The sequence below is a fragment of the Clostridium sp. AT4 genome (assembly GCF_001517625.2).
Classification (GTDB): domain Bacteria; phylum Bacillota; class Clostridia; order Lachnospirales; family Lachnospiraceae; genus Enterocloster.
Window position 1 is genome coordinate 1,481,370 of sequence record NZ_LN999828.1, and the last position, 22,435, is coordinate 1,503,804.

The window sequence follows — 22,435 nt, forward strand, 5'->3', positions numbered from 1 at the left end:
ACTCAAAGGCTCTGCCCCCTGTCCTTATTCTTTTCCCGGCTCCGTTCTCTGTTCTTATTCTGTGATACTGCATCCCTGAAGCGTTTCAGTTTCTCCCTTACGGAAGTCCTGCCCTTTCGTTTCTCATTACCATAAACAAATTCCTTGAATGCCTGTGCTACCGCATCGGCATCCCTGCCCTTGAAAAATACCACATATTTCGGCGGGTCTGTTGTCTTGTCTTTCTTGACGGCGAAATCAACATTATATTTACGAGCTACCCGCTCAAAAGATTTGATATTGCCATCCGTCACTTCGATAGACGAAACCCCCACGCCTTCGCCAACCAGCTTTTTCACAGAAGTTTTACCATGCATTTTCTGTGCTTTCTGCCTGCGGTGGTTCAGATACATCCGCATTGCAGCCTTCAAGACGTTGGCATCCAGTTTAGCGGTCTTAATTACAAGAGCGATTGTTTTCTGCGTTACTTCCTCTTGCATAAGTACCTCCGATCTGCATTTCCATGTGCGTATGCTCCGCTAAGGTGGAACATACAGCCGATGTAATAAATACCTCATAACTCTCCTTTCCGCTTCTGGACATCGTGTCCAAAAGCAATAAAAAAAAGGCAGCTACAAATCTCTCGACTTATAACTGCCCTGACGCTGTTGTAATATTTTACAATATCTAAAATAAATCTGATTTCTTATAATATGCCTTATAATACTTTTCTAATGTAGTATCATACTCTTTATTCCCATGATCTTTTCCGGTCTTTATGTGTGCTAACTCATCCAATATTACATTTATCAAAAATACACTTTTTCCTTCATGTATATGAGCAATCTGTGGTATCTTTCTTTTAAAATCACCCACGTTGCTAGTCATAATAGCTGCTGTAGAGATATAAATTTGTTTTGTATTAATATAACAAAATCCATATTTATACTGAGCTTGATATACAAATGAAGGCATCAACATTTTGCCATTAAATCTATTTTCAATATAATCCTTTTCATCAAATATAACCCACTCTATCTCATCATCATTTATTCCAATTTTTTGTTTTATATCATCTATAGCTTCTTGAAGTATAATACGGTATATAGCAAAATTGGTGTTTTCAGATTTTATGTAACTCATCTCACATTTCACCTCTTCATTTATCTTAACATTTCTGGTAAAATTTCCTCTTTGAAAACCAAATATTTATTATCCATTGTATCATCATCCTGCAACCTCAAGCAAGGGTTCTCTTCATCATACATATAACTTATATTAGTCACATAATAATCATATAATCTTCTCAAAACCTCTAATACAATACGATTTTTTTTCCCCTCTAAGGATAAAGTATCATATCTATCGAAAATCACTTTCTCAATGGGTATTTTATATCCCAAACAATAATATTTACTGTTCTTTATGTATTCCTCCAATACATCTTCTCTTCCAATAACTTGCAACATTTGATTTAAAAACTCAGGTCCCCAATACAAACTTCTAGCATAAGAATTTTTATATAATAAGTCCTTAAATGCAAATCCATTAAAGCAATAATCTTCTCTTCCTTCATAATAGCCCATCCGCCACTTTACATTACTCTCATTTCCACCATGGACATTTTCAAAAGTTTCCAACTTTCCTCTATGAAATAATTCCAAATGCTTTTCACCCTTTTTGAAAATAATATCATATTTCTTCAAAAAACTTGAAACAACTGTATCATTAAGTAGTAAGTCATATAAATTATATCCACGAAAGTCGTCATTTTCTGAATTTAACCTACGCGAAAAATGAAAAAATAAAATCTCATCCACACTATTTTTTTTAATATACTTGTAAATAAAATCTGAGAATATTGTCTCCAAAGAATCATAATCAGAGTTATATGCTTTATCAAATATATTACATAGTACCTTTTCATCTATTCCAAGATATTTATAAATAGATTCTTCCATTGCTTTTTTAGTATGAGTATCTATATACATAACTGCTCTCCTTTTGGCATCTATTCAGCCCACATATATACTATAAAAATCAGCATAAATATTTTTATCATCAGTTCTTACATCATCAAATAACAATGCTTGAAACAGAACATCACCCACATTCTTCAGCTTGACCATCCCATACTCTTTTTCTGTAAGCCCTTCAACTTGCATATCCTGCAAAGCAGCCTCTTTCCTCGCCACCAGACAATGCGTATATAATGCCATGATATATTTATCCGACATAAGGAAGGCGTATGTTTCATTCCCCTGATATGTATATCGGCACTTTTCCAGATTTTCTTGCGGTATATCGAAATAACATCTGACAGTTTCCAGATATACATCTCCATTATACTGCGGCTTTAGCTTCTTTGCATATCTTCTGATTGTTGCAAATATATTATTTCTCTCTACGGCTGTCTTTGTTCGCTTAAATACAGGCTTTTTCCCACGCAAGTCCATATAAACATTATTTAAGATAGTCTTTCCGGCATACTGCTTGAAATCACCTATCCTTAACAAATAGGATAGCACCTCCAGCAATTTCTCCTTTGATGTTATCTCCTGATACGAATAATCCCCAAATTCAATATGATCCAGCTTCAAAGGGCAGCTCCCCTTCGCTATCTCACGCTCCATGACCCTGTTAATATCTCTCATTGATTCCATCTATATATCTCCTTCCCGCTTCTGGACATCGTGTCCAAAAGCACAAAAAAAGCAGCTATAAGTATTTCACTCATAACTGCCCTAACGCTGTTACCTGATTATTCTATTCCTGCCGTTTTTGCAAATCCGGCTTTTCTATTCATAAGTTCCTCTTGTTTCTCCTTTGGCAGACACCGGAATATCTCATGATATCCCATTCCTGCCATCGGTGTTCCTTTTGCCAGAAGAAAAAGCTGCGTGTCAAACCATTCCTCCCACAAGTTCTCAAACATGCTCCGGCTGTCCGTAAAGGTTATTGCATCTTCAAAACCCTGTGGCGGTCTATAATACTGTAATTTAACAAAACCGTATCTTCCCGCATCCACGACAAGTATATTCTCAATCTCATACAGCTCTGCAAAAGCATCTGCAACCTTTCTGCATTTTTCCCTTTCACTGTCTGTAATGTATATTTCTTTCACAATTAACCATCCTCCTGTTTCAAAACCACACTACCTGCATCTATATCCTCAATCTCCAGAAATAAACCATTATTGTCTTTACCATTTACATACTTTATGGTGCATACACGCACCATATTATTATAAGTTCCCTGCCATTAAAATACAAGGTAGGAAAGGAGTTGCCAGTATGATTAAATACGATCCCCTTTGGCAAACGCTTAGGGCTAAAAACATCAGTCAGTACCAGCTCATTAAGGACTATGGCATTGACAAAGCACAGCTTCAGCGGCTCCGGCAAAATATGGTGGTAAAGACCATTATTCTGAACAGGCTATGTCAGATACTTGACTGCCGGATTGAAGATATTATGGAATATGTTCCAGATGACAAGTAGAGGCATTGTTCATGATTGATTGACAATGCCTTTTTTGTTGCTCTTTTTTCTTTTACACCTTTGGACATTGTGTCCAGAAGTGTCCTGCTATTACTTTTATTATCTCCGTAAATATAACGATAATCCTCACAACAACAATAATACCACCAATCAGACCTCCAACGATACAATTCAGTGCTAGTATTCCCATACTTCCTGCAATTCCAAAATTCTTCGGCACAAGAAACATACACATTTTTCTGATACCGTAGGGGCATCCTACCAAAATCCAATAAAGGAAATAATCAAACCCATCTGCTTTATTGCAAACTGGATAACAGGTAATCATCCACAGAACAAGAACACATACCTGAATAATTATTTTAAACAATGCCTTTTTCATGCCAGCCACCTCCGTACATATCGTGCTGCACTTCCTGCTGATAATAATGATTCATCGTTGAGGGTGCATTATAAAGAGCAGTAACCATATATGCCTTGATATTGGTTATTTTCGTATTTGTATCATGCATACAGCCAATCACATACTCCAGATGTCCACTGTTCAGCTTCAGGAATTTAGATTTTACAAGCTCATAGGGATAATCCTCTCCTGCAATCCGGATTGTTGTACGTTTTACACATACAACCTCACAGATAACCTCAAAAAGTTCCTCATACAAAGCCTTGTTCTGCCAGTCATCATACTTCATGTGATGCTCATATTCGATGTTATCCTTAATCAGTTCTATGTATGCATTAACATCATCCATCACATCAATCTTTTTTTCTGACCTACTCTCATTACCAGATTGATTGATAGGATTGGTATAACTTATATCAGTATAACTCTGATTAGTTTGATTATAGTTAGTATAAATAGGGTCTGCTTTATGAACTTCTGCAAGTTCACTTTCTGAACCTCTTGAAGTCTGCATTGTGAACTTCTGGTGTTCTAAATCCTGAACCTCTTGAAGTTCAATTTCTGAACTTCTGGAAGTATGCATATTAGACTTCTTGAGGTTCAGTTTTTGAACTTCTGTGGTTTTATCAGCATTATCGGACTTTTCTTCTGTCTGTGCATCAGTAATTGTAGAAAAATTCTTCACATAAATTATGTCCGGCTTTCCAAGTCCACGGCGTTTCTTTTCAATCAGACCGATTCCGTTTTCGGTATCAAGCTCTTTCATAATCTTAACGCAGGTTGCCTTTGCACATCCCAAATCTTCCATAATGGCATCCACCGTATAAATGATGTAAGCCCTGTTTTCATCATCCAACCAGCCGTTTTTCATGGATAATGACATTCTGTCAAGCATCAGCCCATAGAGGAGCTTAGCATCACTGCTAAGCCCCTTAAATCTCTCGTCTTTAATCAAAAGTCGGGGAACACGATAAAAAGAGAACTGCTCTGCTTCAATTCCGTAGTAATAATCAAAGTTTATTGTATCGCCCACTTTACCGTGCCTCCTTTACTGCTTATTCGACGCCTTTCCGGTGTTCCATTCTTCCAATAGCTGATAGATAATATTTTCTATATCTTCACTGGAATAATCCTCCGTAAAATATCTGCTGATTTTATCAGCCTTAATTGTAACTTTTCTTTCCTTTGGCTTTTCCTCCGTCAATATCAGTCTTACCATTGGCAGAGTCAACTCGCCGTTTTTCCCATATTCCTTTAACTTTGATGATTGGGTAGTCGAGATAGCTGCACCCGTTTCTTCAAGAATGAACTGCACCCATTCCTGTGCCTGCTCTGTCAGAAAAGATATGTCAACCCCCTGTACCAGACCGATTTTTTTCTTATCAACCATATCCAGCAATTCATCTGACAGCCGTGCAAGCCATATATAACGCTGAACCGTCTTGCCACTCTCTCCGGCTGCTTCTCCCACTTCATCAAGACTGCTTCCATTTCCCTTTTTGCCCTGATGCTTCATGGCTTCATACTTCATGGAATAGGCTCTAGCCTTTTCACTTGGGAGAATATCTTCCCTCTGGATATTAGTATCTACCATAATCACCGTAGCTTCATCATCATTGTAATCTCTGATAAACATAGGCATGGAGGAAAGACCTGCAAGCTCACAGCCATGTTTTCTGCGGTGTCCGGCGATTATCTCATAACCGCCCTCTTCTCTTGGTCTTGCAATACCGGGCATAAGCACACCATAGTTTCGGATGCTCTCCACTGTTTCCTGCATCTTTTCATCATCCAACACCTTAAAAGGGTGTCCTTTGAACTCATAAAGCTCTGAAAGAGGTATCTCCTGCACCTGATCGGTGCCCGCTGACATATCAGAAGCACCGAATAAATCATCAAAACTGTTTAGCTTTACCTTTGCTGCACTTCCTGCCTTATTCATTGCCAAGCACCTCCTCCGTCAAAGATTGATAGGCACTTGCTACTTTTCCCTTTGGGTCATGCTGATAGATGCTGACGCCCTCTGCCGAAATCTCGGCAGCTCTTACGGAAATCGGAATGCTATTCTCAAATATCCTTACTTTGCTGCCATAATTCTCAATCAGTAATGCACTGATGTCCTTTGCATAATTTGTCCTGCAGTCAACCATGGTCAGCAAAATACCCTCAATGGACAGCTTCGGATTTATCTGACGCTTCACCTTACCAATCGTCTTAATAAGCTGTTCCAGACCTTTCACTGGCAGATATGCCGCCTGTACCGGAATTAAGATACTGTCTGCACAGGCAAATGCATTTATGGTTATCATGCCAAGTGACGGCATACAGTCAATCAGGATATAATCATATCTTTCTTTCACCTGCTCTATGTAGGAACGCATCACAAGCTCTCTGCTCATGACATTTACCAAGGATACCTCCAGACCGGATAATTCGATATTGCCCGGCATAAGGTCAATTCCTTCCTCATGCCTTAAAATACCGTAATCATCTTCCATTTCCACATCATTGATGATATTTGCCATCACAGTCGCAAGTGTTTCCTCCAGCTTGTCCGGCTCTGTAAATCCCAAACTTGCAGTCAAACTGCCCTGTGCATCGGCATCTATCAGCAGAACTCTCTTTCCCTGCTTTGCTAATCCTATTCCCAAATTACTTGTTGTGGTGGTCTTTCCAACTCCACCTTTCTGATTTGCGATTGCTATTATTTTACACATGATACATTCTCCTTTACTCTCTGCTAACTTTCTGCTACATTAGTCTTTTTCACTTCTACATACGCTCTGTAAAACTTCTTTGTCCCTTTATTCGGGTATAAATCTGAAAACTCTGTCACTTCGATTTTGGAATTTCTTTGCAAAATCTTCCCAAACCATTTAATATCATTCTTTGTTCCCATCAATCGAACCTTTAACATCAATCTGCTCCTCCAAACAGGGCATACAGTTTCCGGTTATAGGTTGCATATTCCGGATACCGGATTTGTATTGCCTGCCAAAAATATGGTGCATAGGCACAGCAGAATAATTCCTCCACTGTGTACTGTCTGCACTCGTTAATTTGCTCCTCTGCGTCCGTGTAATCATCCACGCTTGGTGCGGCATTGCAATATAGATTAAATGCCATTCTGACTACTTTCACGCTTCCGCTGGTCTGCCAGCCTTCATGCAAACATTCTGTTTTTACACAACCTGTTTTAAAATCATAAATGCGGTTCGCATTTCTTCTGGTATCATCGTTAATGCCAAGGCAATAGCAAAGTGCCTTGTGGTACACGTCCTGATACCTTACTTCTTTCAATTTCTCGTAGTAGAATTTCTCATGTGCTTCACTGATAAAAATAATGCTCTCTTTCTTTGTGTTTTCTGCTCCTAACGCTGTACTATTCATGCTTAATTCCTCCAATTCTTTATTTTTGACCATAACCACACCAGCAGCATAGCTGCTCGTTGTTGCGGCATTCGCCAAATGCTCATGCAAGCATGGCACTTGGCTCATTGCAACACGCAAAAAGGACACTCCCAAATTTTCACTTGGAAAGTGTCCTTGAAGTACAAAATATAAAATTGAATGTCGCACAAAACGTATTATTAAGTATTATTCCGTATTATGCGTAGCAAATTTGTAGTAAATTTGTAGTAAATCACAACTTGTAATCGCTGAAACCCTTGATTTTACTGGATTTATTTATCTAACGACTTCATCGTCGGGAACAGCAGCACATCTCTGATTGCCGCAGAGTCTGTCAGCAGCATACACATTCTGTCGATACCGAAGCCGATTCCTCCTGTAGGCGGCATACCGATTTCAAGTGCATTTAAGAAATCCTCGTCTGTATGGTTTGCTTCCTCATCGCCGGCTGCAAACTGCTCTTCCTGAGCCTTGAAGCGCTCTCTCTGGTCGATCGGGTCATTGAGCTCGGAGTAGGCGTTTGCCATCTCCCAGCCATTCATAAAGAACTCGAAACGCTCGGTATATTCCGGATTCTCCGGCTTTTTCTTGGTCAGCGGAGAAATCTCTACCGGATGATCCATAACAAAGGTAGGCTGAATCAGATGCTCTTCTACAAAGGCCTCAAAGAACAGGTTTAAGATATCGCCCTTCTTATGGCGCTCCTCAAACTCTACATGCTTTTCCTTTGCAGCAGCTCTTGCTTCTTCCAATGTATGGATTTCATTAAAGTCCACACCGGAGTATTTCTTAACCGCATCTAACATGGTAATGCGCTCAAATGGCTTTCCAAGATCCATTTCCACGCCGTTGTAGACGATCTTTGTAGTGCCAAGAACCTCCTGAGCCACAAAACGGTACAGGTTCTCGGTCAGATCCATCATACCGTGGTAATCGGTATATGCCTGATACAGCTCCATCAGGGTAAACTCAGGATTGTGTCTTGTATCCAGGCCCTCGTTGCGGAATACACGGCCAATCTCATAAACTCTCTCAAGACCGCCTACGATCAAACGCTTTAAGTAAAGCTCCAGGGAAATACGAAGCTTCAGATCCTCATCCAGTGCATTGAAATGGGTTTCAAAGGGGCGGGCAGCCGCACCGCCTGCATTGGATACCAGCATAGGAGTTTCTACCTCCATAAAGCCTTCTCCACCCAGATACTTACGGATAGCAGCAAGGATTTTAGAACGCTTAATAAATGTATCCTTAACATCCTCATTCATAATCAGATCCACATATCTCTGGCGGTAGCGCAGATCTGTATCTGTAAGGCCGTGGAACTTCTCAGGAAGAACCTGAAGGCTCTTGGAAAGAAGGGTAAACTCACTTGCGTGTACGGAAATTTCTCCTGTCTTTGTAGTAAAGACTGTTCCTTTTACGCCTACAATATCACCGATATCCAGCTTTTTAAATTCCTTATAGGCATCTTCCCCCACACTGTCTCGGGCCACATATACCTGAATGCGTCCCTGCAGATCCTGAAGGTTGCAGAAAGAAGCCTTGCCCATGACGCGCTTAAACATCATACGTCCTGCAATGCTTACTTCCTTCTCCTCCCACTGATCATAATGATCCTTGATCTCCATGCTGTGGGCAGTTACATCATATTTTGTGATCTGAAATGGATCCTTTCCTGCTGCCTGAAGCTCTGCCAGCTTATCTCTACGGGCCTTCAGTACATGATTTAAATCCTGCTCTGTCTGATTTGACTTCTGCTCTCCCACGTTTCTTCTGCTCCTTTGTGAAATATTTAACTGTAAAATGTTTCTTATGATACTCTCTGGATCTCCAGCACCTTGTACTGGATCACGCCTGCCTGTGTCTCTACGTCAACCACATCTCCTACGGATTTTCCCATCAGGGCATGGCCTACGGGAGCCTCATTGGAGATCTTGTTCTGAAGGCTGTTGGCCTCTGTGGAGCCTACGATGAAAAATTCCATCTCCTCATCATACTCTACATCCAGAAGCTTTACCTTGCATCCAATATTGATCTTATCAACATCGATCTCGTCCTCTACTACTACCTCTGCGTTCTTTAACAGCTTTTCCAGTTCTTCAATCCGCAGCTCAATATCTCTCTGCTCATCCTTTGCTGCATCATACTCTGCATTCTCGGATAAGTCGCCCTGCTCTCTGGCCTCTTTGATCTTCTGAGCTACTTCTTTTCTCTTTACAACCTTCAGATTCTGAAGCTCATCCTCATACTGTTTTAATCCGGCATAGGTCAAAATGTGTTTCTTGTCTGCCATGTCTCCTGCTTCCTTCCTTTTTCATTCTAAATTGCCTTAAAGACAGCACATTTCCGGACAGACTTAAAGTCCTGCCCGGATATTTAAAAACGTCTCATCTATGATGTATTTTTTGTTTCTGTCTGTATAAAAAAGATACCCCGACATTCTGTGTATTATATAAGAAAAAGCACCCATTGTCAAGTATGGGAAGCTATCCCGGCGCCTGCCCAAAAACTAAACCATACGTCCGTCCAAAAGTGCTGCCAGCCCTTCAAGAGTCTCCACCTGGTTGATCTCACACCGAAGGGAGGCTGAATGCTTCATCCCTTTGGTGTACCAGGCCATATGGCTGCGCATTTCCCGCATAGCCACATTTTCTCCCTTATATTCTGAAAGCATCCGTCCATGGCGCAGGATCATTTCCCGGATTTCCTCCGTAGATGGCCTTGGAGGAATCTCCCCTGTTTCCAGATACTGCCGGATCTCCCGGAAGATCCATGGATTTCCCTTGGCGCCTCTTGCAACCATAACGCCGTCACAGCCTGTTTCCTGCATCATCCGGGCCGCATCCTGAGCATGAAAGATATCGCCGTTTCCGATCACCGGTATCTTCACTGCCTCTTTTACCTGACGGATCACTTCCCAGTCTGCCGTGCCGGAATAATACTGCTCCCTGGTCCTTCCATGAACGGCCACCCAGGCTGCCCCGCTGCTTTCTGCCATTTTCGCAAATTCAACTGCATTGAGGCACTGGTCGTTAAAGCCCTTTCTGAATTTTACAGTCACAGGCTTCTTCACTGCCTTTACCATAGAAGTCAATATCTTTTCTGCCAGCTTTATATCCTTCATAAGTGCAGAGCCTTCACCGTTATTCACAATCTTCGGCACAGGACAGCCCATATTTACATCAATAGCCGCAAAAGGACCGTCCTCGATCTGAGCTGCGATCTCAGCCATGATCTCCGGATCCGAGCCAAAAAGCTGCACTGCCACAGGCCCCTCTGCCGGGTCCACCGCCATCAGCTCTTTTGTATTCTTATTTTTATATAAAATGGCTTTGGCGCTGACCATTTCCGTCACCGCCATTCCCGCTCCCTGCTCATGGCACAAAAGCCTGAAAGGCAGATCGGTTACTCCCGCCATGGGGGCCAGTATGATATTGCTGTTAAGCTCCCTATCTCCCAGCCTAAGCTTCATCCTCATCTCTCCCGCTCTCTTCCCAGTCTACATCCTCCCCTAAAAAGAAGGTTCTGTAGTATAATTCCAGCGCCTCCAGAAGATCCTTTTTCTCTTCCTGATACTGTTTGATCTTAAGGACACTTCCAATTTCGTCAAACAGGTAGTCGCCTTCCTCAGAGACTACCTTAAATTCCAGACGTCCCCTGTCGTCAAATTCCAGTGTCAGGACTCCGCCCACATCCTCTGTAAAAAGGACGCACATAATATGCAGCTCATCCTGTACCGACTGGGGAAGGCTCTTAAATTCTTCATTAAAATAATATTTCTGCTCATAGGAGCTGGCTCCACAGAGCACCACTTTATCCATCATCTTCTTATCTCCGCAAAGGTCCGCTGCCCATACAGACAGCGGACCTCTTTTCTGCAATTCTTATCTTACCAGCATCTTTGCAATATTAAACTGTTCTTCTGAGATATCCTTCTTCATATTTAATGCTTCCTGGATATCGAAATCCACAAATTCGCCCTTTCTGTATGCCACCAGACGGTTGCTCTTTCCTTCTACCAAAAGCTCTGCCGCTCTGGCTCCCATAATGGACGCATACACACGGTCCTTGCAGGTAGGCGTTCCGCCGCGCTGCATGTGGCCCAGAATGGTAGCTCTTGTCTCAATGCCTGTGGCAGCCTCAATACGCTTTGCCATAGAGCTGGAATGACCGATTCCCTCTGCATTGATGATAATGTTGTGCTTCTTTCCCCTCTTACGGTTCTCAATGATCCGGTTGATCAGTGCCTGCTCATCTCCGTCGTAACGCTCCGGAAGCAGAATATCCTCTGCACCGTTTGCAATACCGCACCATAAAGCAATATATCCCGCATTGCGTCCCATTACCTCTACAATGCTGCAACGCTCATGGGAAGTGGATGTATCGCGGATCTTATCAATGGCCTCCATTGCCGTATTGACTGCCGTATCAAAGCCGATGGTGTAATCGGTACATGCAATATCCAGGTCAATGGTTCCCGGAAGGCCAATGGTATTGATCCCCAGGGCGGACAGCTTTCCTGCTCCCTTAAAGGAACCGTCGCCGCCGATTACCACCATGCCGTCAATTCCGTGCTTGCGGCAGATCTCAGCACCTCTCTGCTGACCCTCAGGAGTGGTAAATTCCTTGCATCTTGCTGTATAAAGAATGGTTCCGCCGCGGTTAATGGTGTCTGAAACACTGGTGGACTCCATGTCCACGATCTCCTCTTCCAGAAGACCGGCATAGCCTCTCATAATACCCTTTACCTTCAGTCCTTTATTGATCGCAACGCGCACAACTGCGCGGATTGCTGCGTTCATGCCTGGTGCGTCACCGCCGCTGGTTAATACTCCAATGGTCTTCACTGCCTTTGCCATAGCAATTTACCTCCTTATATTAAGCATATCCATCTATGCCTGTTGTTTTCTTCTTTCTATTTTACACACAACGCTATTCTAATTCATTTTCCATGATTTATCAAGAGTCATTTCTACGACTTTGACATTTTTTTCACCAACTTTACAGTACAGGCGATTTAAAAGTCCTGCATCCGCCATTACGTTCCAGTTGGGAGGGAGCATTTTTTTCGCCCGTTCCTTTTTTAAATAGATGATTACCTGATCATTTCCCTCACTGGATTTTAGAAGCTCCATAAGCTCTGCCTCCGCTGCCTGATACCCGGCCATATCTTCAAACTGCAGCCACAGCTGACGGGACACAGCATCAAAGGGGATCACCTGCTCGCAGACCAGTTTTCCTACCGGTTCATCTCCCAGTGAAACACGTCCCCGGATAAAGAGCTTTTCATCCTCTGTTAGAAGATCCCTGTTATTTTCATAGTCTCTTGGAAATACGATCACTTCCACTGATCCCATCAGATCCTCCAGCGTGATAAAGGCCATCAGCTGGCCTGTGCGGGTAGTCTTGACCGTTTTTCCCGTTACCAATCCGCCTATGACAGCCTTTATGCCGTCCTTTACCACGGCCTCCTCCGTCTCCTCATCCACGATAAAATCAGCTGCTGTAGCAGTGATATTTTTCCGCCACAATGCCTCATAATCATCCAGCGGATGACCGCTGATGTATACGCCTAAAATATCCTTTTCAAAGGCAAGCAGCTCTTCTTTTGCATATTCCCCCACATCAGGAAATACAACCTCAAACTCCTTTTTTTCCTCTTCTCCGGCTATATCAAAAAGGCTCAGCTGTCCCTCAAAGGCATTCTTCCGCTCTCTGGCCTTATTCTCAAGAAGTGCTGGCCCCACAGCCATCTTCTGCCGTCTTGTGCCGGGAAGGGAATCCAGTGCGCCTGATTTGATGAAATTTTCCAGCGTACGGCGGTTTACCTCTCTCTGGGTCATACGGTTGATAAAATCCTCCATGGTACGGAATTTTCCATTCTTCGCCCGTTCCTCCAGAATCGCGTCTACCACCGGCTTTCCCACGCTTTTAATCGCAGAAAGGCCATAGCGGATTCCTCCGCCGGACACGGAAAATCCGCTCTCTCCCTCATTGATATCAGGAGGAAGAACTGCGATATTCATCATGCGGCGGCAGTTTAAAATATATTCGGAAAACTTGCTCACATTTTCCATCACAGAAGACATAAGGGCCGCCATAAACTCCTTTGGATAGTAGTATTTCAGATAAGCGGTCTGGTAGGAAACCACGGCATAAGCTGCCGCGTGGGACTTATTAAAGGCATACTTTGCAAAGTCGATCATTTCATCGTAAATATGATTGGCCGTCTTTTCATCAATACCGTTTGCAATACAGCCCTTTACTCCCTCGGCTTCATTTCCGTAAACGAAATTCTGACGCTCTTTTTCCATCACAGCAGTCTTTTTCTTACTCATGGCACGGCGCACCAGGTCGCTTCGTCCCATGGTATATCCGGCCAGGTCGCGGACGATCTGCATTACCTGCTCCTGGTATACAATACACCCGTAAGTCGGGCTCAGAATCGACTCCAGCTGAGGGCATTCATAGGTAATGGAGCTTTTATCATTCTTTCCTTTTAAATATCTGGGAATAAAGTCCATGGGGCCGGGACGGTAAAGGGAAATTCCCGCAATAATATCCTCCAGATTCTCCGGCTTAAGCTCCTTCATAAAGCTCTTCATCCCGCCGCTTTCCAGCTGGAACACGCCCTCGGTTCTTCCAGTCCCGATGGATTCAAGTACCCTTTTATCATCAAAATCAATATGGTCAATATCAATGGAAATGCCGTAATCCTTCTCAGCCAGATGCACGGCATTCTGGATCACAGTCAGTGTACGCAGGCCCAGAAAATCCATTTTAAGAAGCCCCAGCTCCTCAATGGTCGTCATGGTAAACTGGGTGGTAATGGTGCCGTCTGCCGCCTTGGAAAGCGGTACAAATTCGTCAATGGAGCGGCTGCCGATCACCACTCCCGCCGCGTGCATGGAGGTATGTCTTGGAAGGCCCTCCAGACGCTTTGACATATCGATCAGGTATTTTACCTGCGGGTCCTCATTATAAAGCTTTCTTAAATCCGGATTTGCCGCTATGGCCTTGTCCAGTGTCATTCCAAGATCATTTGGGATCATCTTTGCAATGGAATCACACATGGCGTAGGGCAGATCCAGCACACGGCCTACATCACGGACCACACCCTTGGCTGCCAGAGTACCGAAAGTAACGATCTGAACCACCTGGTCTTTGCCGTATTTCTCCACCACATAATCAATGACCTCCTGGCGGCGCTCGTAGCAGAAATCCACGTCAATATCAGGCATGGAAACTCGCTCCGGGTTTAAAAAGCGCTCAAAAAGCAGGTTATAGCGCACCGGGTCAATATTGGTAATGCCCAGAGTATAGGAAACAATGCTTCCCGCGGCAGAACCACGTCCCGGTCCCACCATAATATCCTTTGAGCGGGCATAGTTGATAAAATCCCATACGATCAGGAAATAATCCACATACCCCATGGTACGGATTACATCCAGCTCATAGTCCAGGCGCCGGCTTAACGTGCCGTCATCCTTTGGATATCGGGTCTTAAAGCCCTCCCGGCAGAGATGATTCAGATACGTCCAGGAGTCAAAGCCCTCCGGCACCTCATACTTTGGCAGCTTGGTGACGCCGAATTCAATCTCCACATTGCAGCGCTCTGCAATTTTATGTGTATTTTCAAGGGCTTCTCTGGCGTATGGGAAAAGGGCCTGCATCTCCTCCTCGGATTTACAGTAATACTGGCCGCCTGCATAGCGCATCCGGTCTTCATCCGCTACTTTTTTGCCGGTCTGGATGCACAGCAGGATATCGTGAGCCTTTTCATCCTCTGCAAAGGTATAATGGATATCATTGGTGGCGACCAGTTCAATCCCCGTGTCCCTGCTCAGCCTGAGAAGTCCCTGATTTACCATCTTCTGTTCTGGAAGCCCATGATCCTGAAGCTCCAGAAAGAAATTATTTTTCCCAAATATCCCCTCATACCGCTGTGCAGAACGCATGGCCTCCTCATACATTCCTCTGGCCAGATATTTCTGCACTTCTCCGGCCAGACAGGCGCTGAGGGCAATGACTCCTTCGTGATACGTTTCCAGAACCTCATAGTCTACACGGGGCTTATAGTAAAAGCCTTCCACAAAGCCCTTGGATACGATCTTCATCAGGTTTTTATAACCCTGATCATTTTCTGCCAGAAGAACCAGATGGTAATACCGATCCTCTCCTCCCGTATTTTCCCGGTCAAACCTGGATCCAGGAGCCACATATACCTCGCAGCCCAGGATCGGTTTAATTCCCACTTCCTTTGCCGCCCGGTAAAAATCAATCACTCCATACATTACGCCATGATCCGTGATCGCCAGGCTGTCCATTCCCAGCTCCTTTGCCCTGGCGGTCAGCTCTTTTATCTTGGATGAGCCGTCTAAAAGACTGTATTCTGTATGGACGTGCAAATGTGTAAACGCCATATATACTGATTCTCCTTTCCCGGAACAACGTCCTGTTCCTGTCTGTTATGAAAAAAACCAGGCAGCCTTCTGCACTGCCTGGTTTCCAACTATCCTTTTAATCTCTCTGAAACACTTATGCATTGATGAGATACTTCTCAATCTCAGACACTGCCTGATCCTCATCCGCACCGTCAGCCTCTACTGTGATGGACTGGCCGGCAATCAGCCCAAGGGTCATCATTCCCATAATACTCTTTGCATTTACACGCTTGGAACCGGACTCCAGATAGATTCTGCTGTCGTACTGGCTGGCAACCTGCACCAGCATAGCGGCCGGTCTTGCTTCTAATCCATCGGGCAGTTCAACGGTAATTATTTTTTTCTTCATGATTATCCTCCTCATATCTGCGGATGGAGCGTTTCCTTACTGCTCCGGGAACTTTTCCCTTAAATCCTCCGCCATAAGGCTGAGTTTTCTCAGCCGGTGATTGACTCCTGACTTTCCCACCGGCGGCTCCAGAGCTTCCCCCAGCTCCTTAAGTGTCGCCTCCGGCCGTTCCAGCCTCACTCTTGCCATTTCCTGAAGGTTCTCCGGAAGGGACTCAAGTCCTATGGTATCCTGAATATACCGGATATCCTCCATTTGCTTTACGGCTGCCGAAACCGTTTTATTGATATTGGCAGTCTCGCAGTTTACCTGACGGTTTACGCTGTTTCGCATCTCCTTTACGATCCGGATATTTTCCAGCTCCATAAGCGCCACCGGCGCCTCCATGATCTGAAGCAGCTCTGCGATCTGGCTTCCCTCCTTTACATACACTACAAAATAGCGTTTGCGCAGAACGATCCTGGCCTCAATATCAAATGAAGCCATCAGCCCCTGAAGCTGCTTTGCCTTCCGCATGGATGCACAGGTGATCTCAAAATGGTAGAACTTTTCCGGATCACTGATGGAACCCGCCGAAAGGAAGGCCCCGCGGATAAATGCCCGCTTACAGCAGACATTCTGCACCACAACGTTATGTATCAGCGACAGATCCTCCGCAATTTCTCCATAAGAATCCAAAAGTTTGGACGCCTGAAGAACCCGGAGCGCATCCTCATGCTCTCTCACTGCTACCATATATGTTCGGCTCCGCCCCGGCATCTGACCCCGGCGGATTAAAACATCCGTATTTATATTAAATGTTTTTTTCAATAATGTAAAGTATTTTCTTGCAACTGCCAGATTTTCTGTATGGATCTCAATGGCATAGTGATCGGAGGCCGATATCTTTACCCGGCCGCAGAGGCTTAAAACAGCCGCTGTTTCTGCGATCTGGCAGTGCCTTGCCGGAGACCACTGTCTGGACAGTTCCTCCTTTACTTTGGAAGAAAATGACATTGCTCCCTCTTAACTTTCCCTGTTATCGTTTACTATCCTTATCAATATCTCTGTGATCCATGCGGATCCCATATTCTCCGTGGCTCTTCAAATGGTCATACAGAGCCTTTGCAATGGTGACAGACCGGTGCTTTCCCCCGGTGCATCCGACAGCGATAACCAGCTGATTTTTCCCTTCATTGATATAATTGGGAAGAAGGAAATCCATCATGTCATTCAGCTTCTCTATAAACGTCTCTGCTGTATTCCCCTGCATCACATAATCCCTCACAGACTGGTTTTCTCCGGTCAGGGGACGCAGCTCCTCCACATAATAAGGGTTCGGGAGGAAACGCACATCAAAGACCAGATCTGCATCCTCAGGAATACCATACTTAAAGCCAAAGGACATAACGGTAACAAACATATTTTTAAAGCTTTCTTCCTTTAAAAATATCTTTTCCAGCTCCTGACGCAGTTCCTTTGTCAAAAGCATGCTGGTATCAATAATAAAATCCGATCCCTTCTTTAAAAACGCCACTCTGGCCCGTTCCTTTTCAATGCCTGTTTCCAGCCGTCCCTTTCCGGCCAGAGGATGGGAACGTCTTGTTTCCTTATAGCGTTTGATCAAAGCGGTATTGCTTGCATCCAGAAAAAGGATCTGTACATCCATCTGTTCTCTGCGCCACTTTTCGATAACGCCTTCCAGATCTTTTAGACCCTCCCCGCTGCGGATATCGATCCCCAGAGCCGCCTTCTGCACAGTTCCTCCGTCCGATACCAGCTGCACGAATTTATCTGCCAGGGAGATAGGCAGATTGTCCACACAGTAAAACCCCAGATCCTCCAGCATTTTTAAAGCAATGGTTTTTCCGGCCCCAGACATTCCGGTGACAATTACAAGCTTCATCTGTCAGTTCACCTCGTACTCTTTATCGTAATCCACCTTAAAATTTCCCCAGTGTCTTTACTTCCATTTCCAGCTCCACATCAAACTGTGTCTTTACCCGCTCCCGAATCTGACGGCAGAGTTCCATCACATCTGCCGCTGTGGCATCGCCCCTGTTAATCACAAAGCCGCTGTGCTTTTGGGATACCTGCGCGCCGCCGACGGTAAAGCCTTTTAATCCGGCATCCTCAATGAGTCTGGCCGCAAAATGCCCTTTTGGCCGTTTAAAGGTACTGCCCGCACTCGGATACTGAAGAGGCTGCTTTTCCCTGCGTTTTAAAGACAGTTCATTCATATACGCCTCAATCTCATCCCGATTTCCCTTTTTCAGGCGAAAGCAGGCATCCAGCACGGTATAACCCATAGCAGGGATACAGCTGGTGCGGTAATCCATCTTAAGCTCCTTTGGCCCAAGAGTAAGAATCTCTCCCTCCGGCGTCATAACTCTGGCATACTCCAGTACATCCTTTATCTCTGACCCATAGGCCCCGGCATTCATCACCAGAGCGCCTCCTATGGTTCCCGGAATCCCGGCCGCAAATTCAAGACCTGTAAGCCCCTCCTTTAAAGCTCTTTTCGCCGTTCGGCTTAAAAGCTGTCCGGATGATGCAAAAATCCTCTCTCCTTCTGCCTCAAGACGCGTCAGCCCCTCTGTCGTGGAAATAACCACTCCCTCATATCCTGCATCACTGACCAGTAGGTTGCTTCCATTTCCCAGAATGAAAAACGGAAGCTTCTCCCTTCTGCAGAAAGAGAGGACCGTTTTAAGCTCTGTCTCTCCGGACGGACATACATAAGCCGCTGCGGGACCTCCGATCCGAAAAGTGGTGTGGCTGCTCATAGGCTCCATAAAACGGCACGGAAAGTCCTCCAGCTCCAAAAGAGCCTGCAGTTTTTCTTTAAGCTCCATCTGTTTCCTTTCTCCGGTCTGAATATCAGTCATTCATCCCGTTTTTTAAATTTGCCTGTACACGGTTATACAGCTCCTGAGCCGCATTGTAGCCCATCTTCTTCTGGCGGTGGTTTACAGCCGCCGACTCTACGATTATGGCAAGATTTCGTCCGGGACGGATGGGAATGGTGTGGCACACAACCTGATTGCCCAAAAATTCCGTATACTGATCTTCCAGGCCCAGGCGGTCATACTCCTTATCCCGGTTCCAGTCCTCTAGCTTGATCACCATATCGATCGACTGTGTATCCTTTACACTCTCAACACCGTACAGAGTCTTTACATCAATGATCCCGATACCACGAAGCTCAATAAAATGCCGGGTAATATCCGGCGCGCTTCCGATCAGGGTATCGTCGCTGACACGGCGGATCTCCACCACATCATCCGTCACAAGGCGGTGTCCCCTCTTTAACAGCTCCAGCGCCGCCTCACTCTTTCCGATCCCGCTCTCTCCCATGATCAGCACACCTTCACCGAATACGTCAAGAAGCACTCCGTGGATGCTGATGCAGGGAGCCAGCTTCACATTGAGCCAGCGGATGACCTCTGCCATCAGAGAGGAAGTTGTCTTATCTGATACAAGACAGGGAACACCGTAATAATTGCAGTATTCCAGCAGATCATCATCAGGATTCTGTCCCCGGCTGAATACAAGGCAGGGAATCTGGCTGGAGGTCAGCTTATCATACATCTGACGCTTCACTTCTCTGTCCATGGTATTGATATATGCCTGCTCCACGTATCCTATGATCTGTACGCGCTCTCTGTCAAAGTGATCGAAAAATCCGGTAAGCTGCAGCGCAGGACGGTTTACATCTGGATGGGTCAGTACGATCTTATCCGTATCAATCTCCGGTGTGGTGTTGCGCAGTTTCATTTTCTCAATAAGCTCACTGATGGTTACTCCATGCATGGTATAATTACCCCCTTGTGTCTGCTCTCCGCACATGGACGCGGAAAGGCTATCTGGTTAACATATATACTATCACAAGTTTCACTGATTGTCATGTGTTTTTACATCCGCGCACATTCCGCCGCAGAACGAATGACCCCCTGTTTTACGAAAAAAATGGTAAACGGCCTCTGCGGCCTTCTGATTCATCTGAGGCGTCTGGGCCAGCTCCTGGATGCCTGCATTTCTTATGGCCTCGATATCCTTAAACTGGCGCATCAGCGCCTTCCGTCTGGCAGGGCCGATGCCCGGGATCTCATCCAGTACCGATCTTACCTGCCCTTTTCCCCGAAGGCTTCGGTGATATTCAATGGCAAACCGGTGGGCTTCATCCTGAATCCGCGTAATAAGCCGGAAGCCCTCGCTGTGCCGGTCAATAGGCACCTCTTTATTGTTGAAATACAGGCCTCTGGTGCGGTGAAAATCATCCTTTACCATGCCGCATACCGGAATGGAAAGGCCCATCTGTTCAAGAACCCCAAGGGCAATATTGACCTGTCCTCTTCCGCCGTCCATCATGATCAGATCCGGAAAACGGGTAAAGCTTCCAAAAGAAAGTTCCTTTCCCTCCGCTCTGAGGTTCTTTGCCTCCTCCATTCCATGAGAAAACCGCCTGGTTAAAACCTCTTCCATGGAGGCATAGTCATTTGGCCCCTGGACGGTGCGGATCTTAAATTTCCTGTAGTCACTGCGCTTTGGCTTTCCGTCCTCATAAACTACCATAGAACCTACCGACTCCACGCCGCTTGTATTGGAAATGTCAAAGGCCTCCACCCGGCGCACTGCACCGATCCCAATGAGCGCTCCAATCTGGTTCATGGCTCCTATGGTACGCAGTTCTTCCTTTTTGATCCGTTCCTTATCCTGAGACAGAACCAGAGCCGCATTTCTTGCCGCCAGCTCCACCAGCCTTTCCTTCTCCCCCTTCTGGGGCACCACCAGCCTTACCTTCTGTCCCCTTTTCGCGGTCAGCCACTGGCTGATAACCTCGCTGTCTATAATGGGATACTGAAGCCAAAGCTCCCTTGGGATAAACGGCGTTCCTGCATAAAACTGCTTTACAAAGCCGTCCAGAATCTCCTCCTCGCTCTCTGCCGCTCCCGCTGACAAATGAAAATGATCCCTTCCGATCAGCTTTCCTTCCCTGATAAAAAATACCTGTACCACAGCGTCCCTTTCGTCTCTTGCCAGAGCCACAATATCACGGTCCTCCATGCTGCTGCTGGTAATTTTCTGCTTCTGTGCCACCTGCTTTACACTGTTTAACAGCTCCCGGTATTCAATGGCCTTTTCAAACTCCATTTGCTCCGACGCCTGCTCCATTTTCTCCTTCAGGGAACGCAGAAGAGGCTCGTAATGGCCTCCTAAAAAATCAAGCGCCTGTCCAAAGGACTTCTGATAATCCTCCTTTGAAATATACCCCTGACAGGGAGCATCACACTGCTTGATGTGGTAATTTAAGCAGGGTCTCTCCTTTCCCGTATCCTTCGGCAGATTCCGGCTGCAGGTGCGGATCCGGTACAGCTTATGGATCAAATCCAGCGTATCCTTGACTGCCCCGGCGCTGGTATATGGGCCAAAATACCGGCTGCGCCCATCCTTTTTCATATCCCTTGAAAATAAAAGTCTTGGGAAATCCTCACCCACCGTAGCCTTGATGTAAGGATATGTCTTATCATCCTTTAACATGGTATTGTATCTGGGGCGATGCTCCTTGATCAGATTGCATTCCAATACCAGCGCTTCCAGCTCTGAATCGGTTAGAATGTACTCAAACCAGGCAATATGGGAAACCATCTGTTCGATCTTGGCAGTCTTATTCCGGCTGCTCTGAAAATACTGGCGCACCCGGTTTTTTAAGCTGACTGCCTTTCCCACATAGATGATTTCATCCCTGTCATTGTGCATCAGATAAACGCCCGGACTGGCAGGGAGTTTTTTTAATTCCTCTTCCAGATCAAACATCAAAACCCTCCTGTTCAGCGCAGCCGTGTGCCGTCATAGCGGCGCAGAAGCTGTACATAGCGGCGGAGCGCCTGAATCTGCTCCTCCACAGGCATTTCCGGCTCCGGTTTTAAATCCATAGCCATAAACATACAATCCAGCTCCCGTTTGGTTGCCTTTCCTTCCATCTGTTTCAAAACAGCTAACTTATCCTCAGGGCGCAGCGCATCCAAAAAACGCTCCAGCCAGGGGCCTGGAAGTTCCTCTTCCTTATCCGTCTCCCCCTGTTCCCTTTCCTGCCAGGCAGTTCTTACAGGATCATTCTCCGGCCATACACGCTCAAAACGGTATTCCTGATCCGCATCCGGATATTTTTCCCGGTCTACCGGACTCATAAACATCTCCAGAGGGCGGACATACATACCAAATGTTCCATACAGTGCCTGATACACCACCATAGGCTCTCCTGTTTCTGAATGAACAGCCACTGCTATGACCTGATACAGTTTATTTTTAAAATGCCTGTAAAATGCTCCCGGCACAGGCATACACTCTCTCTGCTGCAAAATGCATC

Annotated in this window: 24 protein-coding genes; 1 reads left to right on the forward strand and 23 read right to left on the reverse strand. The window is 45.3% G+C overall.

All coding sequences use genetic code 11. From position 1 onward, the window contains the following. Nucleotides 1–2: 2 nt before the first annotated feature. The 5 genes from BN3656_RS13195 to BN3656_RS13215 form a co-directional block, all read right to left on the reverse strand. Entirely contained in the window at nt 3–479 is a 477-nt protein-coding gene (locus BN3656_RS13195; protein ID WP_066548973.1) for a PcfB family protein, read from the reverse strand. Nucleotides 480–666: 187 nt separating this feature from the next. Beyond that, nucleotides 667–1,122, reverse strand: coding sequence for a hypothetical protein (locus BN3656_RS13200; RefSeq protein ID WP_066548976.1), 456 nt, complete (start codon nt 1,120–1,122; stop codon nt 667–669). A 20-nt stretch (nt 1,123–1,142) separates the two neighbouring features. Continuing rightward, the gene (locus tag BN3656_RS13205) at nt 1,143–1,970 is read right to left on the reverse strand and encodes a hypothetical protein (RefSeq protein ID WP_066548978.1); all 828 of its coding nucleotides are present in this window, start codon (nt 1,968–1,970) and stop codon (nt 1,143–1,145) included. Between the two features lie 24 nt (nt 1,971–1,994). Continuing rightward, nucleotides 1,995–2,642, reverse strand: a complete 648-nt coding sequence (locus tag BN3656_RS13210) for a hypothetical protein (RefSeq protein ID WP_066548981.1) — start codon at nt 2,640–2,642, stop codon at nt 1,995–1,997. 98 nt (nt 2,643–2,740) lie between these two features. Beyond that, nucleotides 2,741–3,103, reverse strand: coding sequence for a hypothetical protein (locus BN3656_RS13215; protein ID WP_347461150.1), 363 nt, complete (start codon nt 3,101–3,103; stop codon nt 2,741–2,743). 169 nt (nt 3,104–3,272) lie between these two features. Between BN3656_RS13215 and BN3656_RS13220 the strand changes: the two genes are divergently transcribed. Then, nucleotides 3,273–3,479, forward strand: a complete 207-nt coding sequence (locus BN3656_RS13220; RefSeq protein ID WP_021865095.1) for a helix-turn-helix transcriptional regulator — start codon at nt 3,273–3,275, stop codon at nt 3,477–3,479. 52 nt (nt 3,480–3,531) lie between these two features. Here BN3656_RS13220 and BN3656_RS13225 read toward each other — a convergent pair whose 3' ends face one another. The 18 genes from BN3656_RS13225 to BN3656_RS13310 form a co-directional block, all read right to left on the reverse strand. Continuing rightward, a complete protein-coding gene (locus tag BN3656_RS13225; RefSeq protein ID WP_143331353.1) occupies nt 3,532–3,861 on the reverse strand; it encodes a DUF6050 family protein in 330 nt (109 codons plus the stop codon). Then, on the reverse strand, nt 3,842–4,915 hold the full coding sequence (locus BN3656_RS13230; RefSeq protein ID WP_066548989.1) for a DUF6017 domain-containing protein: 1,074 nt from the start codon (nt 4,913–4,915) through the stop codon (nt 3,842–3,844). The genes BN3656_RS13225 and BN3656_RS13230 overlap by 20 nt, the downstream gene beginning before the upstream one ends. A 15-nt stretch (nt 4,916–4,930) precedes the next feature. Next, the gene (locus BN3656_RS13235) at nt 4,931–5,824 is read right to left on the reverse strand and encodes a ParB/RepB/Spo0J family partition protein (protein WP_066548991.1); all 894 of its coding nucleotides are present in this window, start codon (nt 5,822–5,824) and stop codon (nt 4,931–4,933) included. After that, nucleotides 5,817–6,599 carry an AAA family ATPase gene (locus BN3656_RS13240; RefSeq protein WP_066548993.1) on the reverse strand — a complete coding sequence of 261 codons (783 nt, stop codon included), beginning with the start codon at nt 6,597–6,599 and terminating at the stop codon, nt 5,817–5,819. Before BN3656_RS13240 ends, BN3656_RS13235 begins: the two co-directional genes overlap by 8 nt. A gap of 199 nt (nt 6,600–6,798) precedes the next feature. After that, the gene (locus BN3656_RS13245; RefSeq protein ID WP_066548995.1) at nt 6,799–7,272 is read right to left on the reverse strand and encodes a DUF6075 family protein; all 474 of its coding nucleotides are present in this window, start codon (nt 7,270–7,272) and stop codon (nt 6,799–6,801) included. A 293-nt stretch (nt 7,273–7,565) separates the two neighbouring features. Beyond that, nucleotides 7,566–9,059 (reverse strand): lysine--tRNA ligase, encoded by a 1,494-nt coding sequence (lysS, locus tag BN3656_RS13250; RefSeq protein ID WP_066548997.1) that lies wholly within the window; start codon nt 9,057–9,059, stop codon nt 7,566–7,568. Nucleotides 9,060–9,103: 44 nt separating this feature from the next. Continuing rightward, complete coding sequence (greA, locus tag BN3656_RS13255; protein ID WP_066548999.1) at nt 9,104–9,586, reverse strand: transcription elongation factor GreA; 483 nt, start codon at nt 9,584–9,586, stop codon at nt 9,104–9,106. 216 nt (nt 9,587–9,802) lie between these two features. Then, a complete protein-coding gene (gene dusB, locus BN3656_RS13260) occupies nt 9,803–10,765 on the reverse strand; it encodes a tRNA dihydrouridine synthase DusB (protein WP_066549001.1) in 963 nt (320 codons plus the stop codon). After that, entirely contained in the window at nt 10,755–11,117 is a 363-nt protein-coding gene (locus BN3656_RS13265) for a DUF6145 family protein (protein ID WP_066549003.1), read from the reverse strand. The genes dusB and BN3656_RS13265 overlap by 11 nt, the downstream gene beginning before the upstream one ends. A 60-nt stretch (nt 11,118–11,177) precedes the next feature. Beyond that, the gene (gene pfkA / locus BN3656_RS13270) at nt 11,178–12,152 is read right to left on the reverse strand and encodes a 6-phosphofructokinase (RefSeq protein WP_066549005.1); all 975 of its coding nucleotides are present in this window, start codon (nt 12,150–12,152) and stop codon (nt 11,178–11,180) included. Between the two features lie 78 nt (nt 12,153–12,230). After that, entirely contained in the window at nt 12,231–15,716 is a 3,486-nt protein-coding gene (locus BN3656_RS13275; RefSeq protein ID WP_066549007.1) for a DNA polymerase III subunit alpha, read from the reverse strand. A 115-nt stretch (nt 15,717–15,831) separates the two neighbouring features. Next, the gene (locus BN3656_RS13280) at nt 15,832–16,086 is read right to left on the reverse strand and encodes an HPr family phosphocarrier protein (protein WP_066549013.1); all 255 of its coding nucleotides are present in this window, start codon (nt 16,084–16,086) and stop codon (nt 15,832–15,834) included. A 36-nt stretch (nt 16,087–16,122) separates the two neighbouring features. After that, a complete protein-coding gene (whiA, locus tag BN3656_RS13285; protein ID WP_066549015.1) occupies nt 16,123–17,082 on the reverse strand; it encodes a DNA-binding protein WhiA in 960 nt (319 codons plus the stop codon). Between the two features lie 22 nt (nt 17,083–17,104). After that, a complete protein-coding gene (gene rapZ / locus BN3656_RS13290) occupies nt 17,105–17,971 on the reverse strand; it encodes an RNase adapter RapZ (RefSeq protein ID WP_066549017.1) in 867 nt (288 codons plus the stop codon). Nucleotides 17,972–18,008: 37 nt separating this feature from the next. Beyond that, nucleotides 18,009–18,920 (reverse strand): UDP-N-acetylmuramate dehydrogenase, encoded by a 912-nt coding sequence (gene murB / locus BN3656_RS13295; RefSeq protein WP_066550868.1) that lies wholly within the window; start codon nt 18,918–18,920, stop codon nt 18,009–18,011. Between the two features lie 25 nt (nt 18,921–18,945). Beyond that, nucleotides 18,946–19,878: an HPr(Ser) kinase/phosphatase gene (gene hprK, locus BN3656_RS13300; RefSeq protein ID WP_066549018.1), complete on the reverse strand. Its 933-nt coding sequence runs from the start codon at nt 19,876–19,878 to the stop codon at nt 18,946–18,948. A gap of 81 nt (nt 19,879–19,959) precedes the next feature. Further along, nucleotides 19,960–21,882 carry an excinuclease ABC subunit UvrC gene (uvrC, locus tag BN3656_RS13305; RefSeq protein WP_081422960.1) on the reverse strand — a complete coding sequence of 641 codons (1,923 nt, stop codon included), beginning with the start codon at nt 21,880–21,882 and terminating at the stop codon, nt 19,960–19,962. 14 nt (nt 21,883–21,896) lie between these two features. After that, nucleotides 21,897–22,427 (reverse strand): DUF1653 domain-containing protein, encoded by a 531-nt coding sequence (locus BN3656_RS13310; protein WP_242963011.1) that lies wholly within the window; start codon nt 22,425–22,427, stop codon nt 21,897–21,899. Nucleotides 22,428–22,435 lie beyond the last annotated feature (8 nt).

Excerpts from the sequence above, each read along its gene's own strand:
- BN3656_RS13195 (WP_066548973.1), bottom strand. The coding sequence starts at position 479 with ATGCAAGAGGAAGTAACGCAGAAAACAATCGCTCTTGTAATTAAGACC.
- BN3656_RS13200 (WP_066548976.1), bottom strand. The coding sequence starts at position 1,122 with ATGAGTTACATAAAATCTGAAAACACCAATTTTGCTATATACCGTATT.
- BN3656_RS13205 (WP_066548978.1), bottom strand. The coding sequence starts at position 1,970 with ATGTATATAGATACTCATACTAAAAAAGCAATGGAAGAATCTATTTAT.
- BN3656_RS13210 (WP_066548981.1), bottom strand. The coding sequence starts at position 2,642 with ATGGAATCAATGAGAGATATTAACAGGGTCATGGAGCGTGAGATAGCG.
- BN3656_RS13220 (WP_021865095.1), top strand. The coding sequence starts at position 3,273 with ATGATTAAATACGATCCCCTTTGGCAAACGCTTAGGGCTAAAAACATC.
- BN3656_RS13225 (WP_143331353.1), bottom strand. The coding sequence starts at position 3,861 with ATGAAAAAGGCATTGTTTAAAATAATTATTCAGGTATGTGTTCTTGTT.
- BN3656_RS13235 (WP_066548991.1), bottom strand. The coding sequence starts at position 5,824 with ATGAATAAGGCAGGAAGTGCAGCAAAGGTAAAGCTAAACAGTTTTGAT.
- BN3656_RS13240 (WP_066548993.1), bottom strand. The coding sequence starts at position 6,599 with ATGTGTAAAATAATAGCAATCGCAAATCAGAAAGGTGGAGTTGGAAAG.
- BN3656_RS13245 (WP_066548995.1), bottom strand. The coding sequence starts at position 7,272 with ATGAATAGTACAGCGTTAGGAGCAGAAAACACAAAGAAAGAGAGCATT.
- greA (WP_066548999.1), bottom strand. The coding sequence starts at position 9,586 with ATGGCAGACAAGAAACACATTTTGACCTATGCCGGATTAAAACAGTAT.
- dusB (WP_066549001.1), bottom strand. The coding sequence starts at position 10,765 with ATGAAGCTTAGGCTGGGAGATAGGGAGCTTAACAGCAATATCATACTG.
- BN3656_RS13265 (WP_066549003.1), bottom strand. The coding sequence starts at position 11,117 with ATGATGGATAAAGTGGTGCTCTGTGGAGCCAGCTCCTATGAGCAGAAA.
- pfkA (WP_066549005.1), bottom strand. The coding sequence starts at position 12,152 with ATGGCAAAGGCAGTGAAGACCATTGGAGTATTAACCAGCGGCGGTGAC.
- BN3656_RS13275 (WP_066549007.1), bottom strand. The coding sequence starts at position 15,716 with ATGGCGTTTACACATTTGCACGTCCATACAGAATACAGTCTTTTAGAC.
- BN3656_RS13280 (WP_066549013.1), bottom strand. The coding sequence starts at position 16,086 with ATGAAGAAAAAAATAATTACCGTTGAACTGCCCGATGGATTAGAAGCA.
- whiA (WP_066549015.1), bottom strand. The coding sequence starts at position 17,082 with ATGTCATTTTCTTCCAAAGTAAAGGAGGAACTGTCCAGACAGTGGTCT.
- rapZ (WP_066549017.1), bottom strand. The coding sequence starts at position 17,971 with ATGAAGCTTGTAATTGTCACCGGAATGTCTGGGGCCGGAAAAACCATT.
- murB (WP_066550868.1), bottom strand. The coding sequence starts at position 18,920 with ATGGAGCTTAAAGAAAAACTGCAGGCTCTTTTGGAGCTGGAGGACTTT.
- hprK (WP_066549018.1), bottom strand. The coding sequence starts at position 19,878 with ATGCATGGAGTAACCATCAGTGAGCTTATTGAGAAAATGAAACTGCGC.
- uvrC (WP_081422960.1), bottom strand. The coding sequence starts at position 21,882 with ATGTTTGATCTGGAAGAGGAATTAAAAAAACTCCCTGCCAGTCCGGGC.